At 71.4% G+C, this 16,534-nt stretch carries 19 protein-coding genes; 6 read left to right on the forward strand and 13 right to left on the reverse strand.

The genetic code is table 11. The features are described from left to right. Positions 1 to 28: 28 nt before the first annotated feature. Together hxlA and hxlB are read right to left on the reverse strand one after the other, a co-directional pair. Positions 29 to 655, reverse strand: coding sequence for a 3-hexulose-6-phosphate synthase (gene hxlA / locus ITJ69_RS01310; protein ID WP_111083537.1), 627 nt, complete (start codon positions 653 to 655; stop codon positions 29 to 31). A gap of 11 nt (positions 656 to 666) precedes the next feature. Next, on the reverse strand, positions 667 to 1,230 hold the full coding sequence (gene hxlB / locus ITJ69_RS01315) for a 6-phospho-3-hexuloisomerase (protein ID WP_123339553.1): 564 nt from the start codon (positions 1,228 to 1,230) through the stop codon (positions 667 to 669). Positions 1,231 to 1,341: 111 nt separating this feature from the next. On the opposite strand from hxlB, the gene ITJ69_RS01320 reads away from it, so the two are divergent. After that, a complete protein-coding gene (locus ITJ69_RS01320) occupies positions 1,342 to 2,187 on the forward strand; it encodes a helix-turn-helix transcriptional regulator (protein WP_111083538.1) in 846 nt (281 codons plus the stop codon). Here ITJ69_RS01320 and ITJ69_RS01325 read toward each other — a convergent pair. The 8 genes from ITJ69_RS01325 to ITJ69_RS01360 form a co-directional block, all read right to left on the reverse strand. After that, positions 2,171 to 2,872, reverse strand: coding sequence for a response regulator (locus ITJ69_RS01325; RefSeq protein WP_123937009.1), 702 nt, complete (start codon positions 2,870 to 2,872; stop codon positions 2,171 to 2,173). The two genes, ITJ69_RS01320 and ITJ69_RS01325, sit on opposite strands and share 17 nt — an antisense overlap. Continuing rightward, positions 2,869 to 5,361, reverse strand: coding sequence for an ATP-binding protein (locus ITJ69_RS01330; RefSeq protein ID WP_123937010.1), 2,493 nt, complete (start codon positions 5,359 to 5,361; stop codon positions 2,869 to 2,871). The genes ITJ69_RS01325 and ITJ69_RS01330 overlap by 4 nt, the downstream gene beginning before the upstream one ends. A gap of 126 nt (positions 5,362 to 5,487) precedes the next feature. Next, positions 5,488 to 6,093 (reverse strand): potassium-transporting ATPase subunit KdpC, encoded by a 606-nt coding sequence (gene kdpC, locus ITJ69_RS01335; protein WP_194671761.1) that lies wholly within the window; start codon positions 6,091 to 6,093, stop codon positions 5,488 to 5,490. A gap of 2 nt (positions 6,094 to 6,095) precedes the next feature. Beyond that, complete coding sequence (gene kdpB / locus ITJ69_RS01340) at positions 6,096 to 8,189, reverse strand: potassium-transporting ATPase subunit KdpB (protein WP_194671762.1); 2,094 nt, start codon at positions 8,187 to 8,189, stop codon at positions 6,096 to 6,098. Further along, entirely contained in the window at positions 8,186 to 9,877 is a 1,692-nt protein-coding gene (kdpA, locus tag ITJ69_RS01345; RefSeq protein ID WP_194671763.1) for a potassium-transporting ATPase subunit KdpA, read from the reverse strand. Before kdpA ends, kdpB begins: the two co-directional genes overlap by 4 nt. Positions 9,878 to 9,885: 8 nt before the next feature. Continuing rightward, positions 9,886 to 9,975, reverse strand: a complete 90-nt coding sequence (locus ITJ69_RS01350) for a potassium-transporting ATPase subunit F (RefSeq protein WP_017887940.1) — start codon at positions 9,973 to 9,975, stop codon at positions 9,886 to 9,888. Continuing rightward, positions 9,972 to 10,142, reverse strand: coding sequence for a hypothetical protein (locus ITJ69_RS01355; protein WP_166673509.1), 171 nt, complete (start codon positions 10,140 to 10,142; stop codon positions 9,972 to 9,974). Before ITJ69_RS01355 ends, ITJ69_RS01350 begins: the two co-directional genes overlap by 4 nt. A gap of 61 nt (positions 10,143 to 10,203) precedes the next feature. Next, positions 10,204 to 11,151 carry a helix-turn-helix transcriptional regulator gene (locus tag ITJ69_RS01360; RefSeq protein ID WP_194671764.1) on the reverse strand — a complete coding sequence of 316 codons (948 nt, stop codon included), beginning with the start codon at positions 11,149 to 11,151 and terminating at the stop codon, positions 10,204 to 10,206. A 62-nt stretch (positions 11,152 to 11,213) separates the two neighbouring features. On the opposite strand from ITJ69_RS01360, the gene ITJ69_RS01365 reads away from it, so the two are divergent. Next, entirely contained in the window at positions 11,214 to 11,633 is a 420-nt protein-coding gene (locus tag ITJ69_RS01365; protein ID WP_131845900.1) for a VOC family protein, read from the forward strand. 22 nt (positions 11,634 to 11,655) lie between these two features. On the opposite strand, the gene ITJ69_RS01370 is transcribed toward ITJ69_RS01365, so the two are convergent. Beyond that, a complete protein-coding gene (locus ITJ69_RS01370) occupies positions 11,656 to 12,504 on the reverse strand; it encodes a putative RNA methyltransferase (RefSeq protein ID WP_194671765.1) in 849 nt (282 codons plus the stop codon). A gap of 35 nt (positions 12,505 to 12,539) precedes the next feature. On the opposite strand from ITJ69_RS01370, the gene ITJ69_RS01375 reads away from it, so the two are divergent. Genes ITJ69_RS01375 through ITJ69_RS01390 form a run of 4 tightly spaced genes read left to right on the forward strand, consistent with a single transcriptional unit; the run spans position 12,540 to position 15,514 of the window. Beyond that, positions 12,540 to 13,295: an SDR family NAD(P)-dependent oxidoreductase gene (locus tag ITJ69_RS01375; protein WP_194671766.1), complete on the forward strand. Its 756-nt coding sequence runs from the start codon at positions 12,540 to 12,542 to the stop codon at positions 13,293 to 13,295. A 49-nt stretch (positions 13,296 to 13,344) separates the two neighbouring features. After that, positions 13,345 to 13,965, forward strand: coding sequence for a CG0192-related protein (locus tag ITJ69_RS01380; protein WP_131920964.1), 621 nt, complete (start codon positions 13,345 to 13,347; stop codon positions 13,963 to 13,965). A 51-nt stretch (positions 13,966 to 14,016) separates the two neighbouring features. Next, complete coding sequence (locus tag ITJ69_RS01385; RefSeq protein ID WP_194671767.1) at positions 14,017 to 14,955, forward strand: aldo/keto reductase; 939 nt, start codon at positions 14,017 to 14,019, stop codon at positions 14,953 to 14,955. A 22-nt stretch (positions 14,956 to 14,977) separates the two neighbouring features. Next, entirely contained in the window at positions 14,978 to 15,514 is a 537-nt protein-coding gene (locus tag ITJ69_RS01390; RefSeq protein ID WP_194671768.1) for a GNAT family N-acetyltransferase, read from the forward strand. Between the two features lie 48 nt (positions 15,515 to 15,562). Here ITJ69_RS01390 and ITJ69_RS20245 read toward each other — a convergent pair whose 3' ends face one another. Next, positions 15,563 to 16,048, reverse strand: coding sequence for a hypothetical protein (locus tag ITJ69_RS20245; RefSeq protein ID WP_228504469.1), 486 nt, complete (start codon positions 16,046 to 16,048; stop codon positions 15,563 to 15,565). A gap of 226 nt (positions 16,049 to 16,274) precedes the next feature. Further along, positions 16,275 to 16,493 (reverse strand): hypothetical protein, encoded by a 219-nt coding sequence (locus tag ITJ69_RS01400; RefSeq protein ID WP_131920958.1) that lies wholly within the window; start codon positions 16,491 to 16,493, stop codon positions 16,275 to 16,277. Positions 16,494 to 16,534: the final 41 nt, after the last annotated feature.

Here is a 16,534-nt window from a genome sequence, read left to right on the forward strand (position 1 = left end):
CACCATCGCGCCGCGGGCGCCGCGGGCGCTACGCCGTGATCGCGGCGCGGATCTCGGCGGCTGCTGCGCCGACGTCCGACGCGCTGTAGATCGCGCTGCCGGCGACGGCGATCCGGGCACCGGCCTCCTGCACCGAGGCGACGGAGGACGCGTTCACGCCGCCGGCGATCGAGAACGGCACACCCGACTCCTTGCCGGCGTCGAGCAGTGTCGAGAACGTGAAGCCCTCTTCCGCCTGCTCGTCGAGCCCGGCGTGGACCTCGACGAACTCGGCGCCGAGCGCGACGACCTCGCGGGCACGGGCGGCCTTGTCGGAGACGCCGATCAGGTCGACGACGATGCCCTTGCCGTGCTTCTTCGCGGCCTTGACGGCGCCGACGATGGTCGAGTCACCGGCGACACCGAGGACGGTGACCAGGTCGGCTCCGGCCGAGAACGCGATGTCGGCCTCGAGCTCGCCGGCGTCCATCGTCTTGAGGTCGGCGAAGACGATCTTGTCCGGGTGGGCTTCCTTGATCGCGGTGACGGCGGACAGGCCGGCGCTCTTGATCAGGGGCGTTCCGAGCTCGAGGACGTCGACGTGCGGCGCGGCCGCGGCGGCGAGTTCGAGGGCGGCTTCGGTGGTCAGGGTGTCCATGGCGAACTGGAGCTGCATGTGGATGCCTTTCATTCGAGGTTTGCGTGTCGGGGCCAGAGGTCGTCGGCGGATTGCCCGCCGCGGGACCAGAGCGTGTGGAACAGGGCGTCGCCGACCAGGGCGACGGCCTGCTCGAAGAGGCTGCCGGCGTACTGCGCCGAGGCCGTGCCGGAGCGGTCGGTCTTCGTCGCTGCCGGCAGCACGAGGGTGACGTCCGCGACCTCGGACAACGGGGAGTCGTCGGTGGTCGACAGGGCGACGACGGACGCGCCGACGTCGTGCGCGGTGCGGGCGGCCTGCACGATGCCGGTGGTCGTGCCGGAACCGCTCGCGACGAGGAGCACGTCCCCGGGCCGGATCGCGGGCGTGGTGACCTCGCCGACGACGTGGACGTCGCGACCGAGGTGCATGAGCCGCATCGCGGTCATGCGCAGCGCGAGTCCGGAACGGCCGGCACCGTGCACGAAGACACGGTGGGAGCGGTCGATCAGGTCGAGGGCGCGCTCGGCCGACGCGTCGTCGACGTTCGCGGCGAGGTCGGTGACCTCGCGCACGATCACGTCGAACGCTGCGGGGACGGTGGGTTCTGCCATGTCCACGAGCATGCCGTCGCGCGGCCCGCCGCACCGCTACCCGCGTCGGCAGGCATCCCACCCGATCGGGTGGCCCCGTCCGCACGGGTGGGACAGGTAGGTTCGGCTCCCATGGACGCCATCGCACCCGACCGGGAGGCCCGTGGCGAGCCCGCCAGTCGGCTCGCCGCCTCGGAGCACGCCCGGACCGTCGCCGAGCAGGCGGACCGTCAGGCGCTCACCCTCGAGTCCGTGCTCGCCGTGCTCCGGTCACCACGGGTGTCGGACGCCGCCGCGCGGGCCGAGGCCGTCGAGATCGCGTCGGCAGCACTCGTCGACCTGCGCACCGAGACCGACCACCAGCGCAGCACCCTGCTGGAGCCGGTCACCGGGGCGTTCTCGCGCCTCCGAGCCGACCTGCGCCCGCTCGTCCGGTTCGGCGACCTCGACGTGCAGTTCGTCGAGCCGCCGACCACCGGCCGCGCACTGCCGGGCGACGTCGCGCACGCGGCCCGCGCCATCGTCCGGACCGCCGTGCTCGCCCTGGTCGACGGTGGTGCGGCCAAGCGGGTCCGCATCCAGTGGGACTGCGACGGCCGGAACCTGCTCATGCAGCTCCGTGACGACGGGTCCGGCACCCTCGACGTGCACGACGACGCCATGCGGCCGATCGCAGAACGGGTCGTCACCCTCGACGGCCGCGTCCAGGTGTCGAGCACGCCGGACTGGGGCTCGGTCCTCGACATCTCGCTGCCCCTCGACCCGTCGCCGACCGAGGTGGACTCGGTCGCGGACGACGACCTCACCCCGCGGGAGCGCGACGTGCTGCGGCTGCTCGCGACGGGTGTCGGCAACCGCGAGATCGCCGAGGGCCTGGGCATCAGCGTCAACACCGTGAAGTACCACGTGGCGAACCTGCTCCGGAAGCACGGCGCCCGCACCCGTGCCGAGCTCGCCGCCTTCAGTTCCCGGGCGTGACCCCGGAGGGGCTGAAGCGGTAGCCCATGCCGGACTCGGTGACCAGGTACCGCGGGGTCGCCGAGTCGGGCTCGAGCTTCCGCCGCAGCTGCGCCATGTACAGCCGCAGGTACCCGGAGTCGTTGCCGTGCGAGGGCCCCCACACCTCGGTCAGGAGCATCTCGCGGGTCATCAGCCGGTCGGGGTTCGTGACGAGCACCTCGAGCAGGCGCCACTCGGTCGGGGTCAGTCGGATCGCGGGACCGCTGGCCGGGGTGACCTGCTTCGCGACGAGGTCCACGACGAGGTCGCCGATCCGGATCGTCGGCGCGCTGTCGACGCCGGCCGGGGCACGGCGTCGTCCGAGGGCCCGCAACCGCGCCAGCAGCTCGTCCATCTGGAACGGCTTCGTCACGTAGTCGTCCGCGCCGGCGTCGAGTGCGTCGACCTTGTCGGACGAGTCGGTCCGTCCGGACAGCACGAGCACCGGCACCTGCGACCACCCCCGGATGCCCTCGAGCACCCCGATGCCGTCGAGCCGGGGCATGCCCAGGTCGAGCAGCACCAGGTCGGGGCGTTCGGTGATGACGGCGTCGATCGCCGCGCGCCCGTCCTTCGCCGTCACGACCTCGTACCCGCGGGCGGCGAGCGTGACGGAGAGCGCTCGGACGAGTTGCGCGTCGTCGTCCGCGATCAGGACCTTCACCGGAGCTCCACTCCCACGTGCCCGGCGATCGGCAGCCGCACCACGACGGTGAGCCCACCACCCGGGGTGTCGTCGACCTCGATCGTGCCGCCCATGCCCTCGGTGAAGCCCCGCGCGAGTGCGAGACCGAGTCCGAGGCCCGTCTCGTTGTCGGTGTCGCCGAGCCGTTGGAACGGCTGGAAGACCTCGTCGACCCGGTCCGACGGGATACCCGGACCGTGGTCGGCGATCCGGAGCTCGACCCCGCCTCCGAAGGCGCTCGCCGCGACGCGCACGCGGGTGCCGTCGGGTGCGTAGCGGACGGCGTTCGCGAGCAGGTTCACGACGACCCGCTGCAGCAGGACCGGGTCGGCGAGGACCGGCGGCAGGTCCGCCGGCAGGTCGAGGTCGACGTCGTCGGGCCCGAGCTCGAGCTCGTCGAGCGCCGGTGCGACCACCGTGTCGAGGGCCAGCGGCCCGGACGCGACCGCGAGCACACCCGCCTGCACACGACTGACGTCCAACAGGTCTGCCAACAGCACCGCCAGCTGACCGAGGCTCTCGTCGGCGGTCGCGAGCAGCGCCTCCCGGTCGGCCCTGGACAGGTCGACGTCCAGCGCACGCAACGACTGGACGGCGGCCGAGGCGGCCGCGATCGGCCGACGCACGTCGTGGCCGACGGCCGCGAGGATCGCGCTGCGGACGCGGTCAGCCGCCGCGATCCGCTCCGCGTCCAGCGCGGTGCGCGTCAACGAGCGGTGTTCGACCGCGGCGTCGAGCTGCTGCTCGACGACGCGCAGCAACCGGCGCTGCGTCGGGTCGTCCGGAGCGCCCGCGAACTCGAGCACGGCACCGGACGGGAGGCTCGTGGACGCGTCCGGCGATTCGCCGAACGTCCCCGACGTGGCCGGTTCCTCGTTCCCCTGCCGGATCCGGACACCGGCGAACCCGAAGGCCTCGCGGGTGCGGTCGAGCAGGGCCTGCAGGGCGTCGTCGCCGCGGAGGACGCTGCCGGCGATCCCCATCAGCAGACCCGACTCCGCCGCGGCGCGACGGGCAGCACGCGAACGTCTGGCGGACCGGTCGACCACGAAGCTGACGAGTACGGCACTGATGACGTACATGACCAGGGCGAAGAGGTGCCACGGCTGCTGCACCGTGACCATGTGCAGGGGTTGGACGAAGAAGAAGTCGAGGCTCAGTCCGGACAGCACCGCCGTGAACACCGCCGGCCACATCCCGCCGACGAGCGCCACGACGAGCACCAGCAACTGGTACGCCAGGACGTCCACGGTGATGGCGTCGGGGTCGCTGCCGATCGACAGGACCCAGGTGAGCAGGGGCCCGACCAGGACCGAGAGCACGAACGCGGCGAGGACCCGTCCGCGGGACAGACTGCCGCCGAGCTTGGGCAGGGCGAAGCCACCACCGGCGCGCTCGTGCGTGACGACGTGCACGTCGATGTCGCCCGACTCCCGGATCACCGTGTTGCCGATGCCCGGGCCGGTCAGGGCCGCGGCGAGCCGACTGCGACGGCTGACGCCGATGACGATCTGGGTCGCGTCGATCGACCGCGCGAACCGCACGAGGGTCGACGGCACGTCGTCGCCGACCACCTGGTGGTACGTCCCGCCGAGCTGTTCGAGCAGGGTGCGTTGGGCACCGAGCGCCCCCGGGTGGCGCTCGCGCAGGCCGTCGTTCGTCGTCACGTGCACGGCCGCGAGTTCACCCCCGGCACTGCGGGCAGCGATGCGGGCACCGCGGCGCAGGAGGGTCTCGCCCTCGGGGCCGCCGGTCAGGGCGACCAGCACGCGCTCCCGGGTCTCCCACCGGTGCTCGATGCCGTGCTCGGCGCGGTAGGCCTTGAGCGCGTCGTCGACCTCGTCCGCCAGCCAGAGCAGCGCGATCTCGCGCAACGCCGTCAGGTTCCCGAGCCGGAAGTAGTTCGACAGGGCCGCATCGATCCGGGCAGCCGGGTACACGAGCCCGTCGGAGAGCCGCTCGCGCAAGGCGGCCGGTGCCAGGTCGACGACCTCGATCTGGTCGGCCGCGCGCACCACGGCGTCGGGGACGGTCTCGCGCTGCACGGTGCCCGTGATCTCGCGGACCACGTCACCGAGGGACTGCATGTGCTGCACGTTGACCGTCGAGATGACGTCGATGCCGGCGGCCCGCAGCGCTTCGACGTCCTGCCAGCGCTTCTCGTTCGGACTGCCGGGAGCGTTCGTGTGCGCGAGTTCGTCGACGAGGGCGACCTCGGGCGCTCGCCGGAGCACCGCGTCGAGGTCCAGGTCGTCGAGCTCCACACCGCGGTGGTCCACGGTGCGGCGCGGCACGACCTCGAGGCCGTCGACGAGCGCAGCGGTGGCGGCCCGTTCGTGCGTCTCGACCACGGCGACGACGACGTCCCGGCCCTCGTCGAGCAGCCGGCGGCCCTCCTCGAGCATGGTGAACGTCTTGCCGACGCCCGGTGCGGCACCGAGCAGGACCCGTAGCTTGCCGCGCTTCACGTGCTCATCCTCTCGCGTCGAGTTCCGCAGCGGGTGCGAAGCCGGGCGCAGGGCGGGATCGCGCCCCTGTGTGGTCATCGCGCCCCGGTGAGTCGGGGCGCGATGACCACCGCGGGGCGCGATCGATCACGAGGATGCCTTCGCCAGCGCGAGGTTCAGGGCCAGCACGTTCACGACGGGCTCGCCGAGGAACCCGAGCTGACGCGACTCGGTGTGCGATGCGACCAACTGCCGCACCGTGTCCTCGGACACGCCCCGCGCCGCTGCCACGCGCGCGACCTGCTGCGACGCGTACTCGGGGCTGATGTCCGGGTCGAGGCCCGAACCCGAGGCGGTGACCGCGTCGGCGGGGACGTCCGCCTCCGAGACCCCGTCGGCCTCTGCCAGTGCCGCACGCCGCTCTTCGACGGCCTTCAGCAGGTCCGGGTTGTTCGGCCCGAGGTTCGAGCCGGACGAGGCCCCGGCGTCGTAGCCGTCCTCGCCAGCTGCGGAGGGCCGCGACTGGAACCAGCGATCCGCCTGCTTGCCGGAGAACGACTGCCCGATGAGGGAGGACCCCACGACGGCGCCGGACGAATCGGTGACCTCCGAGCCGTTGGCCTGCTCGTGGAACACCCCCTGGCCGACGCCCCAGACGGCGAGCGGGTAGCCGACGCCGAGCACGACGGTGGCGAGCAGGGTGAGGCGGATGGCCACACCAGCGGAACGGACGGTGGAACGTGCAGATGCCATGACTAGAACCCCGGGATGAGACCGACCACGAGGTCGATCAGTTTGATGCCGATGAAGGGGACGATCACGCCGCCGAGCCCGTAGACGAGCAGGTTCCGGCCGAGGATCGACGACGCTGCGGCCGCGCGGTACTTGACGCCACGCAGGGACAGCGGGATGAGCGCCACGATGACGAGCGCGTTGAAGATGACCGCTGACAGGATCGCTGACGACGGACTGTGCAGCCCCATGACGTTGAGTGCTGCGAGCCCGGGGAACGCCGCCTGGAACATCGCCGGGATGATCGCGAAGTACTTCGCGACGTCGTTGGCGATGGAGAAGGTGGTCAGGGCGCCGCGCGTGATGAGCAACTGCTTGCCGATGCGGACGACGTCGATGAGCTTGGTCGGGTCGGAGTCGAGGTCGACCATGTTGCCCGCCTCCTTCGCCGCCGTCGTGCCGGTGTTCATCGCGACGCCGACGTCCGCCTGCGCCAGGGCCGGGGCGTCGTTGGTGCCGTCCCCGGTCATCGCGACGAGGTTGCCGCCCTCCTGCTCGCGCTTGATGTACGCGAGCTTGTCCTCCGGGGTGGCCTCGGCCAGGAAGTCGTCGACGCCGGCCTCGTGCGCGATCGCGGCCGCGGTTCGGGGGTTGTCACCGGTGATCATCACCGTGCGGATGCCCATCGACCGGAGCTCGGCGAACCGTGACGCCATGCCGTCCTTGACGACGTCCTTCAGGTGCACGACGCCGAGCAGGGCGACCGCGCCGTCCGAGGAGCGGCGGCCGACGACAAGTGGGGTGCCGCCCTGGTCGGAGATCTCCGCGACGGTGGAGTCGATCGCGGCAACCAAACCGGCGTCGGGGGTGTCTGCCCAGGCCAGTACGGCCGCAGCGGCACCCTTTCGGATCTGCGACCCGTCCGGCAGGTCCAGACCGGACATGCGCGTCTGCGCCGTGAACGGCACCTCGACGGCGCCGTCCGGCAGGGCCGGCGTGACCCCGGCCTCGGCAGCGAGCGACACGATCGAGCGACCTTCGGGCGTCGAGTCCGCCGCGCTCGACAGCGCGGCTGCCGCCATCAGCGAGGCCTCGCTCACACCCGGCACCGGCACCACGCGGGACGCCCGACGGTTGCCGTACGTGATCGTGCCGGTCTTGTCGAGCAGCAGGGTGGTGATGTCACCGGCGGCCTCGACCGCACGGCCCGACATCGCCAACACGTTGTGCTGCACGAGCCGGTCCATGCCGGCGATGCCGATCGCGGAGAGCAGGGCGCCGATGGTGGTCGGGATGAGGCAGACGAGCAGGGCGATCAGGACGGGGACGCTGACCGTGGCACCGACGAGTCCCGCGATGGGCTGCATCGTCAGGCAGACGATCACGAACACGATCGACAGCGAGGCGAGCAGGATGTTCAGCGCGATCTCGTTCGGCGTCTTCTGCCGGGCTGCACCCTCGACGAGGCGGATCATCCGGTCGATGAAGGTCTCACCAGGGGTCGAGGTGATGCGCACGATGATCCGGTCGGACAGCACCCGGGTGCCGCCGGTGACGGCACTGCGGTCGCCGCCGGACTCGCGGATGACCGGTGCGGACTCCCCCGTGACGGCCGACTCGTCGACGGACGCGATGCCGTCGATGACGTCACCGTCACCGGGGATCACCTCGCCGGCGACGACGACCACCACATCACCCTTGGCCAGGTCGACCGACGCGACCTCCTCGGTCGCGTTGCCGACGGCCGCTGCGTCGGCCGGGTCGTAGCCGAGCACCCGTCGGGCGCTCGTGGTCGAGCGGGTCTTCCGCAGCGTGTCGGCCTGCGCTTTCCCACGGCCCTCGGCGACGGACTCCGCCAGGTTCGCGAAGACGACGGTGAGCCACAGCCACACCGCGATGGCGATGGTGAACGCGGACGGCTCGACGACGGCGGCCGCCGTCGTCAGGGCTGCGCCGACCTCGACGATGAACATGACGGGGTTCCGCCACATCAGTCGCGGATCGAGTTTCCGCAGGGCTCCCGGGAGGCCCGCCACCAGTTGACGGGGTCCGAATGCGGACGAGCGGGTGGCCGGCTCCACTGCGGTGCGCGGTTCCGGCTCGGTGGTCACGGTCATGACAGTCCTTCTGCGAGCGGGCCCAGTGCGAGCACCGGGAAGTAGGTGAGTGCGGTGACGATGACGGCGACGCCGCCGAGCAGCCCGATGAACAGCGGGCGGTGGGTGGGCAGCGTGCCGGCGGTCTCGGGTACGCGGTCCTGGGCGGCGAGGGACCCGGCGAGCGCCAGGACGAACACCATCGGCACGAAGCGCCCGAGCAGCATCACGACGCCGAGCGCGGAGTTCATCCACGTGGTGTTCGCGGTGAGCCCGCCGAAGGCCGAGCCGTTGTTGTTCGCACCCGAGGTGAAGGCGTAGAGCAGCTCGGACAGACCGTGGTTGCCGGGGTTGAAGATCGACGTGCCGAGCACCTGTTCCCGGACACCGGGGATCACGAGCGAGAGTCCGGTCGCGAGGAGCACGAGGGTCGGCGTCACCAGGATGTACAGCGCCGCGAAGGTCATCTCCTTGGCGCGGATCTTCTTGCCGAGGTACTCCGGCGTCCGGCCGACGAGCAGCCCGCCGATGAACACCGTGATGACGGCGAGCACGAGCATGCCGTACAGGCCGGAACCGACACCGCCGGGGGTGACCTCGCCGAGCATCATGTTGAGCATCGCCATCATCCCGCCGATCGGCGTGAAGCTGTCGAACATGCCGTTCACCGCACCGGTCGAGGTCGCGGTCGACGTCGTGCCGAACAGGGTGGTGCCGAGGATCCCGAACCGGGTCTCCTTGCCCTCCATCGCGGCACCGGCTGCGTGTGTGGCGAGCCCCCCACCGCTGAGCTCGGCGATCGACATCACCGACAGGGACACGAGGAAGATCGCGCCCATCACGGCGAGGATCGCGTAGCCCTGGCGGTCGTCGCCGACCATCCGGCCGAAGGTGCGCGGCAGCGAGAACGGGATGACGAGCATCAGGAAGACCTCGACCAGGTTCGTCCACGCCTGCGGGTTCTCGAACGGGTGCGCCGAGTTGGCGTTGAAGTAGCCACCGCCGTTCGTGCCGAGTTCCTTGATCGCCTCCTGCGACGCCACGAACCCGTCCGGCAGGTGCTGCGTGCCACCGACCAGCGTGGTGACGTCGGTGCCGCTCCCCCACGACTGGATGACGCCGCCGGCGACGAGCACGATCGCGAAGACGAACGCCCCGGGCAGCAGCAGCCGACCGACGCCGCGGACGACGTCGACCCACACGTTGCCGAGCGTGCCGGACTTGCGCCGGGCGAACCCGCGGACCAGCGCCACGGCGACGGCGAGCCCGACGGCTGCGGACAGGAAGTTCTGCACCGCGAGGCCGGCCATCTGCACGCTGTACCCGACGGTGACCTCGGGCGAGTAGGACTGCCAGTTCGTGTTCGCGACGAACGACGCCGCGGTGTTGAACGCGAGCGACGGGCCGACGGCAGGGAGCCCGAGGTCGCCGGGCAGCACGACCTGGATGCGCTGCAGCAGGTAGACGAGCAGGAGGCCGACGACGCTGAAGAGCAGCACGCCGCGCAGGTACACGGGCCACGACTGCTCGGCGTCCGGGTCGACCCCGATCAGCCGGTAGACCCCGCGCTCGACCCGGTTGTGCCGGACGGGCGTGAAGACACGGGCCATCCAGTCGCCGAGCGGCCGGTAGGCGACGACGAGCAGCAGGACGAGCGTGGCGACCTGGACGATCCCCGCCCAGACGTCCGCGGCGACCGACGCGCCCACGGCGCCCACTAGAACCGCTCCGGACGCACGAGCGCCCAGACGAGGTACACGACAGCGGCGATGCCGAGGACGGCGGCCGCGATGGTGATGCCGATCACAGCCGTTCCACCCCCTTGGCGATCAGTGCCACCACGCCGAACACGGCGAGGACACCGGCGACGACGAACACGTCGAACACGAGGGACTCCAGAAGGTCTGCGGTGTCCGCGCCGGGCGACGCGGACGGCACCACGTGTGGTGCCTGGACCGATGCTGGATCCTGCACCGGGCCTCCTGGCCGCTCCTAACGGTTTCCTCACGCCGCCCTGGCGGACGCATGCGCCCCGCTAACGCGCGCTCGCCGCCCGGAGCCGCGTGGCCAGCGCACCGACGGCGTCGCGGAGGTCCTCGGGACCCTCGACGACGAAGTCGACCGCGAACCCCGCGAACGCTCCGGCGAGCCCCGACCAGGACCACGAGCCGAGCGTCACCCGAATCCGCGCGTCGGACAGGGGTTCGACGACGGCGTCCTCGGGCAGGTAGGGCGCGATCGTCCGGGCCTCGGCAGCCGTCACGGTGACCGAACCAACGCACGGCCACACGTCGGCCTGCGCCGATCCCTTGAAGCGCGCCGACACGAAGGCCACGGGGTCGCCACCGGGTACGGGCCGTGGGGTGAACGGCACCCGTGTGCGCATCCGCGGGGTGATCCGGTCGATGCGATGGGTGCGCCAGTCGTCGCGGTCGAGGTCCCAGTCGAGCAGGTACCAGCGGCCGTTCCGCGCGATCACGGCGTGCGCTTCCACCCGGTGCGGGGTCTCGTCCTCGCCGTAGCCGAAGCGGAACACCTCGCGCAGGTGGACGGCCTCGCTCACCGCCACCAGCACGTCCGGGTCGGTCGTGGTCCGGCTCGTCGCGGTCACGGCCTGCACCGCGTCGATGCGCGACCGGAGCCGCGCTGGCATGACCTGCCGGATCGTCGCAAGCGCCCGGGCGGCCGACTCGGCGATGTCCGCGCCCGAGGCGGGGGCGACGGTCAGGGCGAGCGCGATCGCCACGGCCTGGTCGTCGTCGAACAGCAGCGGCGGAAGGTCCGAGCCCGCTGCGAGCCGGTAGCCCCCGGCCGGCCCGCGGAGCGCCTCCACCCGGTACCCGAGCTCGCGGAGCCGGTCGACGTCGCGGCGGACCGTGCGGGGGCTGACCTCGAGGCGTCCGGCGAGCTCGTCGCCCGGCCAGTCGCGGTGCACCTGCAGCAGTGACAGCAGCGCGAGCATGCGCGAGGAGGGTCCGGCCATGTCGAGCATTCTCGTCGGAGAAGCGGACACGATCTGACCGCATTGCCGGTCATCCTCGTTCCATGAGCATCGAAACGACACCCCACCTCAACTTCGACGGCAATGCCCGCGAGGCCCTCGACTTCTACGCATCGGTCTTCGGCGGCGAGGTCACCGCCGCCACCTACGGCCAGATGGGCGCCCTCGACGACCAGGCCTGGGCCGACCGCATCGTCTTCGGCCAGGTCTCCACCGACGCCGGGTTCCGGGTCATGGCCTTCGACGTCTGGCCCGGGCAGCCCTACGACCAGGGATCGAACGCGTTCTACGTGTTCGTGCACGGCGACGACACCGCCGAGATCGAGCGGTACTGGGCCGTGCTGTCAGACGGCGCCGAGATCCGGCAGCCCCTCGCTCCCTCGGCCTGGGCGCCGCTCGCCGGGCAGCTCCGCGACCGGTTCGGCGTGGTCTGGCAGCTCGACGTCGCCCCGGCCGACCGCTAGCTGTAGTTCCCCGTGGCCGCGGTCAGCGCGTCGGCGTCCACGTCGACACGGTGACCGCGGCCGTCACCGTCGCTGGGGCGAACGCCGCGTCCGGTGCGACGTGGTGGTGGCTCGGCCCCATGTGCACGACGTCGTGGACGTCCTCGGCGGAGAGGTCCATCGTCCAGGTCAGGTCCTCGGAGGACCGCAGGACGAACGACGGCGTGAGCGACTCGTGCAACCGGCGCTCCTTCTCCGGGTCGACGGAGATCGTCGCCTCGGCCAGCTCCGCCAGGTGGCCGGTGCGCGGGGTCACGACGACCAGCACGCCCTCGGGGTGCAGGACACGGGCGTACTCGGTCTGGTTGCGCGGTGCGAAGACATCGAGGACGACGGCGGCAGCGTGGTCGACGACCGGGAGGCGCTCGGTCACGTCCCCGACGACGGCTCCGGCACGTTCGTGGACGCGGGCCGCGCGGCGGATCGCGATGGCCGACAGATCCAACGCGACCCCGAGCCTCCCGTCCGCACCGTCCGGGACGTGCGCTGCGTCGGGAACCTGCGCTGCGTCCAGCGCATGCGCCAGGTACGTTCCCGGACCGGACCCGACGTCGAGCACGATGCCGGGGGCCGTCGCCTCGGCGACGGCGTCGGCGAGCGCCCGCTCGACGGGCGCGTAGTGGCCCCGTCCCAGGAACCGCAGCCGGGCGTCGACCATCTCCGGGGTGTCCGCGGTGAGCGCCCGACGCTTCGCCGGCAGGAGCGTCAGGTGGCCCTGCTTGGCCTCGTCGAACCGGTGTCCGGTCGTACAGCCGACCTGGCCGCCGTCGACCCGACCGAGGGGCTCGGCGCACACGGGGCAGGCGAGCATCGGCAGCAGGTCGTCACGCACCGGCCCAGCGTACGGGGCCTCGCTAGCCTGGCCGGATGTCGCTGCAGCAGCTCTTCGGCCTCGACGGACGCACCGCCCTCGTGACAGGAGGCAGTTCCGGCATCGGACGCGCCATCGCCACCGCACTCGCCGACGCGGGTGCGCACGTGCTCGTCGCTGCTCGGACACGGTCGACCATCGACGCGACGGTCGACGACGTCCGCGCCGCTGGAGGATCGGCCGACGGCATCGTCGCGGACCTGTCCTCGCGTGCCGGGGCAGACGCCCTCGCCGACGCGGCGGGTGACGTCGACGTCCTCGTGAACTCCGCGGGGATCAACCTCCGGCCGCCGATGGCCGACCTCGACGAGGACACCTGGGACGCCACGATGGCCGTGAACCTCGACGCACCTTTCGTGCTCGGCCAGCGGCTCGCGCCCGGCATGGCCGCTCGTGGCCACGGCCGGATCATCGGCATCAGTTCGCAGCAGGCGCACCGTCCGTTCGCCGCGAGTGGCGCGTACGGGGTCTCCAAGGCCGGCCTGGAGGCACTGGCCCGGTCCCAAGCGGAGGCCTGGTCCGCGCAGGGGGTCACCTCCAACGTCCTCATCCCCGGTTTCGTGCGCACCCCGCTCAACGAGCGGCTCGGCTCCGACCCGGCCGCGGTGTCAGCGCTCGCGGCGCGGACGCTGGTCGGCCGGAACGGACTCGCTTCGGACTTTGCCGCCGCTGCCGTGTTCCTCGCCGGCCCTGGTTCGGCGTACGTCACGGGGCAGTCCATCGCGGTCGACGGCGGGTTCTCCGTCCACTGACCTCGAGGTGCGCCGACGGCAGGGTGCTGCGCAGCAGTACGGTCGGGACATGGCAGTCATCGAGCAGGCAACGCTCCGCCCCTCCAAGGCCGAAGCGCTCGCCGCTTGGCTGCCCGACCAGGCGTGGAGCGGCGTCGTCGCGGGAGCGCCGCTGCAGGTCGTCGGGCAGTTCCGGTTCGACGACCCCGCCGGCGAGGTCGGCGTCGAAGTGCTGCTCGCCCGCACCGAGGACGGCCGGGTCCTGCAGGCGCCACTGACCTACCGGGATGCACCGCTGCCCGGCGCCGACGCGTTCCTGGTCACCGAGATGGACCACTCCGTGCTCGGGCGACGCTGGGTGTACGACGCCGTGGGCGATCCGGTCCACGCCGACGTCCTGCGCCGGGCGATCGTCACCGGCGGGCACGAAGCGGAGCTCGAACTGGCGAACGATGCCGGACGGCGGCCGAAGGACGCCTGGGCCCACGGCAGCGGCTCCGAACCCGACTCCCCCGATGTCACCTCGGTGCACGCGACCACGACGGGCGCGGTGACGTCGATCGCGACCGACCACGGCACGATCGTCATCGCTCGGGTCGTCGGCACCGCCCTGCCCGAGGGCGAGAAGCTGACCGGTACGTGGACGGACGACTCCGGAGTGCTCGCCGTCCTGCTGCCCGAACGCGCCTGAGGTACTGGCAGGGCCTGCCTGCACCGGGGACCGGCTGGCAGGATCGGGGGCGTGAAGACACTGGAGTTGCCACAGACCGACCTCACCGCATCCGACGTCGTCGTCGGCTTGATGCGGATCAACGACATGAGCGACGAGGACATCCGCGCGCTCTACAGCGCCTCGCGTGACGCGGGCGTGAACATGTTCGACCACGCCGCGGTGTACGGCGAGTGGCACGGTTGCGAGGAGCGGTTCGGTGCCGCCGTGACGCTGTCACCGTCGGAGCGTGCCGAGATCGTGCTGCAGACCAAGGTCGGCATCCGTCCGACTTCGAACGGCGCGTACTTCGACTTCTCGTACGAGCACATCCTCGAGTCGGTCGAGGAATCGCTCACCGCGCTGCAGACCGACTACGTCGACGTCCTGCTGCTGCACCGCCCCGACGCCCTGGTCGAACCGGAAGAGGTCGCGAAGGCCTTCGACGAGCTGCACGCCGCCGGCAAGGTGCACCACTTCGGCGTCTCGAACCACACCCCTGGCCAGGTCGACCTGCTCAAGAAGCACGTCCAGCAGCCGCTCGCCTTCAACCAGGTGCAGCTGAGCATCACGCACGCCAACGTCATCTCGCAGGGCCTCACGGCGAACATGGGTGGCCTCGACCAGTCGATCTCCCGCGACAACGACATCCTCAACTACTCGCGGATCAACGACATCACGCTGCAGGCCTGGTCGCCGTTCCAGAAGGGGTTCTTCGACGGCGTCTTCCTCGGCGACCGCGAACAGTACGCCGACCTCAACGACGTCCTCGAGGAGATCGCCGCCGCGCACGGGGTCACCCCGACCGGCATCGCCGTCGCCTGGATCACCCGGCACCCCGCGCACTTCCAGGTCGTCCTCGGCACGACGAACCCGCAGCGCGTGCGCGACTCGGCGGCCGGCTCGGACGTCGAGCTGTCGCGCGAGGAGTGGTACCGGATCTTCACCGCTGCGGGGCACACCGTTCCGTGAGTCCGTCGGGCAGGGTGGAGTCGTGCTCCACGACCTCACCCTGCCCGTCCGCCTGTCCGCCCGCGCCGGTTCGGTGGTGGTGCGGAACGCGGCCGACGGCGACCTCGACGCCCTGATGGCGTTGCTGTCCGACGACCCGATCAGTGCCGCCCGCGGCGATGTCGCCGCCCCGGAGGACCGCCCGCAGTACGCCGCGGCCCTTCGATCGATCACCGACGACCCGGCGAACGCGCTGCTCGTCGCCGAGGACGAGTCCGGTCGGCTCGTCGGCACGCTGCAGCTCACCCGGATCCCGGGCATGGCTCGCCGGGGTTCGACGCGGCTGCTCGTCGAGGCCGTCCGCGTGAGCAGTGCGCTCCGCTCGGGAGGCATCGGCAGCGCGCTGATGCGCTGGGTGACCGACGTCGCAGCGCCGGACCTCGGGACCCCGCTCGTGCAGCTCACCTCGGACGCCGCCCGGACGGATGCGCACCGGTTCTACGAGCGCCTCGGCTTCACCGCGTCCCATGTCGGCTTCAAGTACCGCGTCCCTGGCGTCGGCGCAGACCGGCAAGCGTGAACCGCGCGTCTCCCCAGCGGCGGCGAGGCGGTCCGATCCACTGAAACATCAGTGGCAGACTCGTCCCATGCCGGAGCCCGCCAGTTCTCTCGGTGGCCGGTCCACCGACTCGAGTCGATGACGTCGCTCTTCGTCGACGAATCGAAGACGAAGGGCTACCTCATGGTCGCCGTCGTCGTTGCCCCAGGTGAGCAGACGACGCTCCGCCGCAAGATACGAGCCCTCGTACTGCCCGGTCAGCGACGACTCCACTTCACCAGCGAGAGCGATTCTCGACGGCGTCACGTCCTGTCGACCCTGGACCAGATCGGAGTGCGCGCACACCTCGTCCGGTCCGACCTGAAGCACGAGCCGAGCGACCGTGCAGCGTGCCTGCGTGAGCTCGTTGCGCTCGCGGCGAGCGCCGGACACGAGCGGATCGTACTCGAGCGAGACGTGTCGATCGAGCGCGCTGACAAGAAGGTCCTCTACGACGCCGTTCATGCACACGGGGTGCGGGATGCGCTCACGTACGCGCACGAGACCGCGCACCACGAGCCGCTTCTGTGGGCGGCCGACGCGATCGCTTGGAGCCAGGCCAAGGGTGGCGATTGGCGCCGGCGCGCCCAACCCATGATCGTGTCTGCAGCAATCAGACCGTAGAAAGCGCAAAGCTCGGCTCACCGACCGTCCGGAAGGCTGCCGAGCTCACTTCGCGCCGCTACTGCAACGCGCCCTCCGATGGTACAACGATCGGCCCGGCGGCCGATACCCCAGGATTTCAGTCGGCGGAGGCCGGGGCCCCCGAGGACGGGACGCGCACGTCGACCGGGGACACCGCGGCGGGGTCGGCGGAGGCGCCACCCACGACGTCGAAGGAGATCCCGAGCATCGCCGGGTCCTCGTCGAGCTCCAGCCCGTCCTCGCGGACCTGGTCCTCCGGGATTGCACGGCCACCAGACGGGTCCCACGAGTTCGCGATCGACATGCCGACGAGCATGCCGGGCGACCTTGAGTGACGCCTCTGAATCGCCGTAGAGC

It is taken from the genome of Curtobacterium sp. VKM Ac-2887 (assembly GCF_015350935.1).
Lineage (GTDB): Bacteria > Actinomycetota > Actinomycetes > Actinomycetales > Microbacteriaceae > Curtobacterium.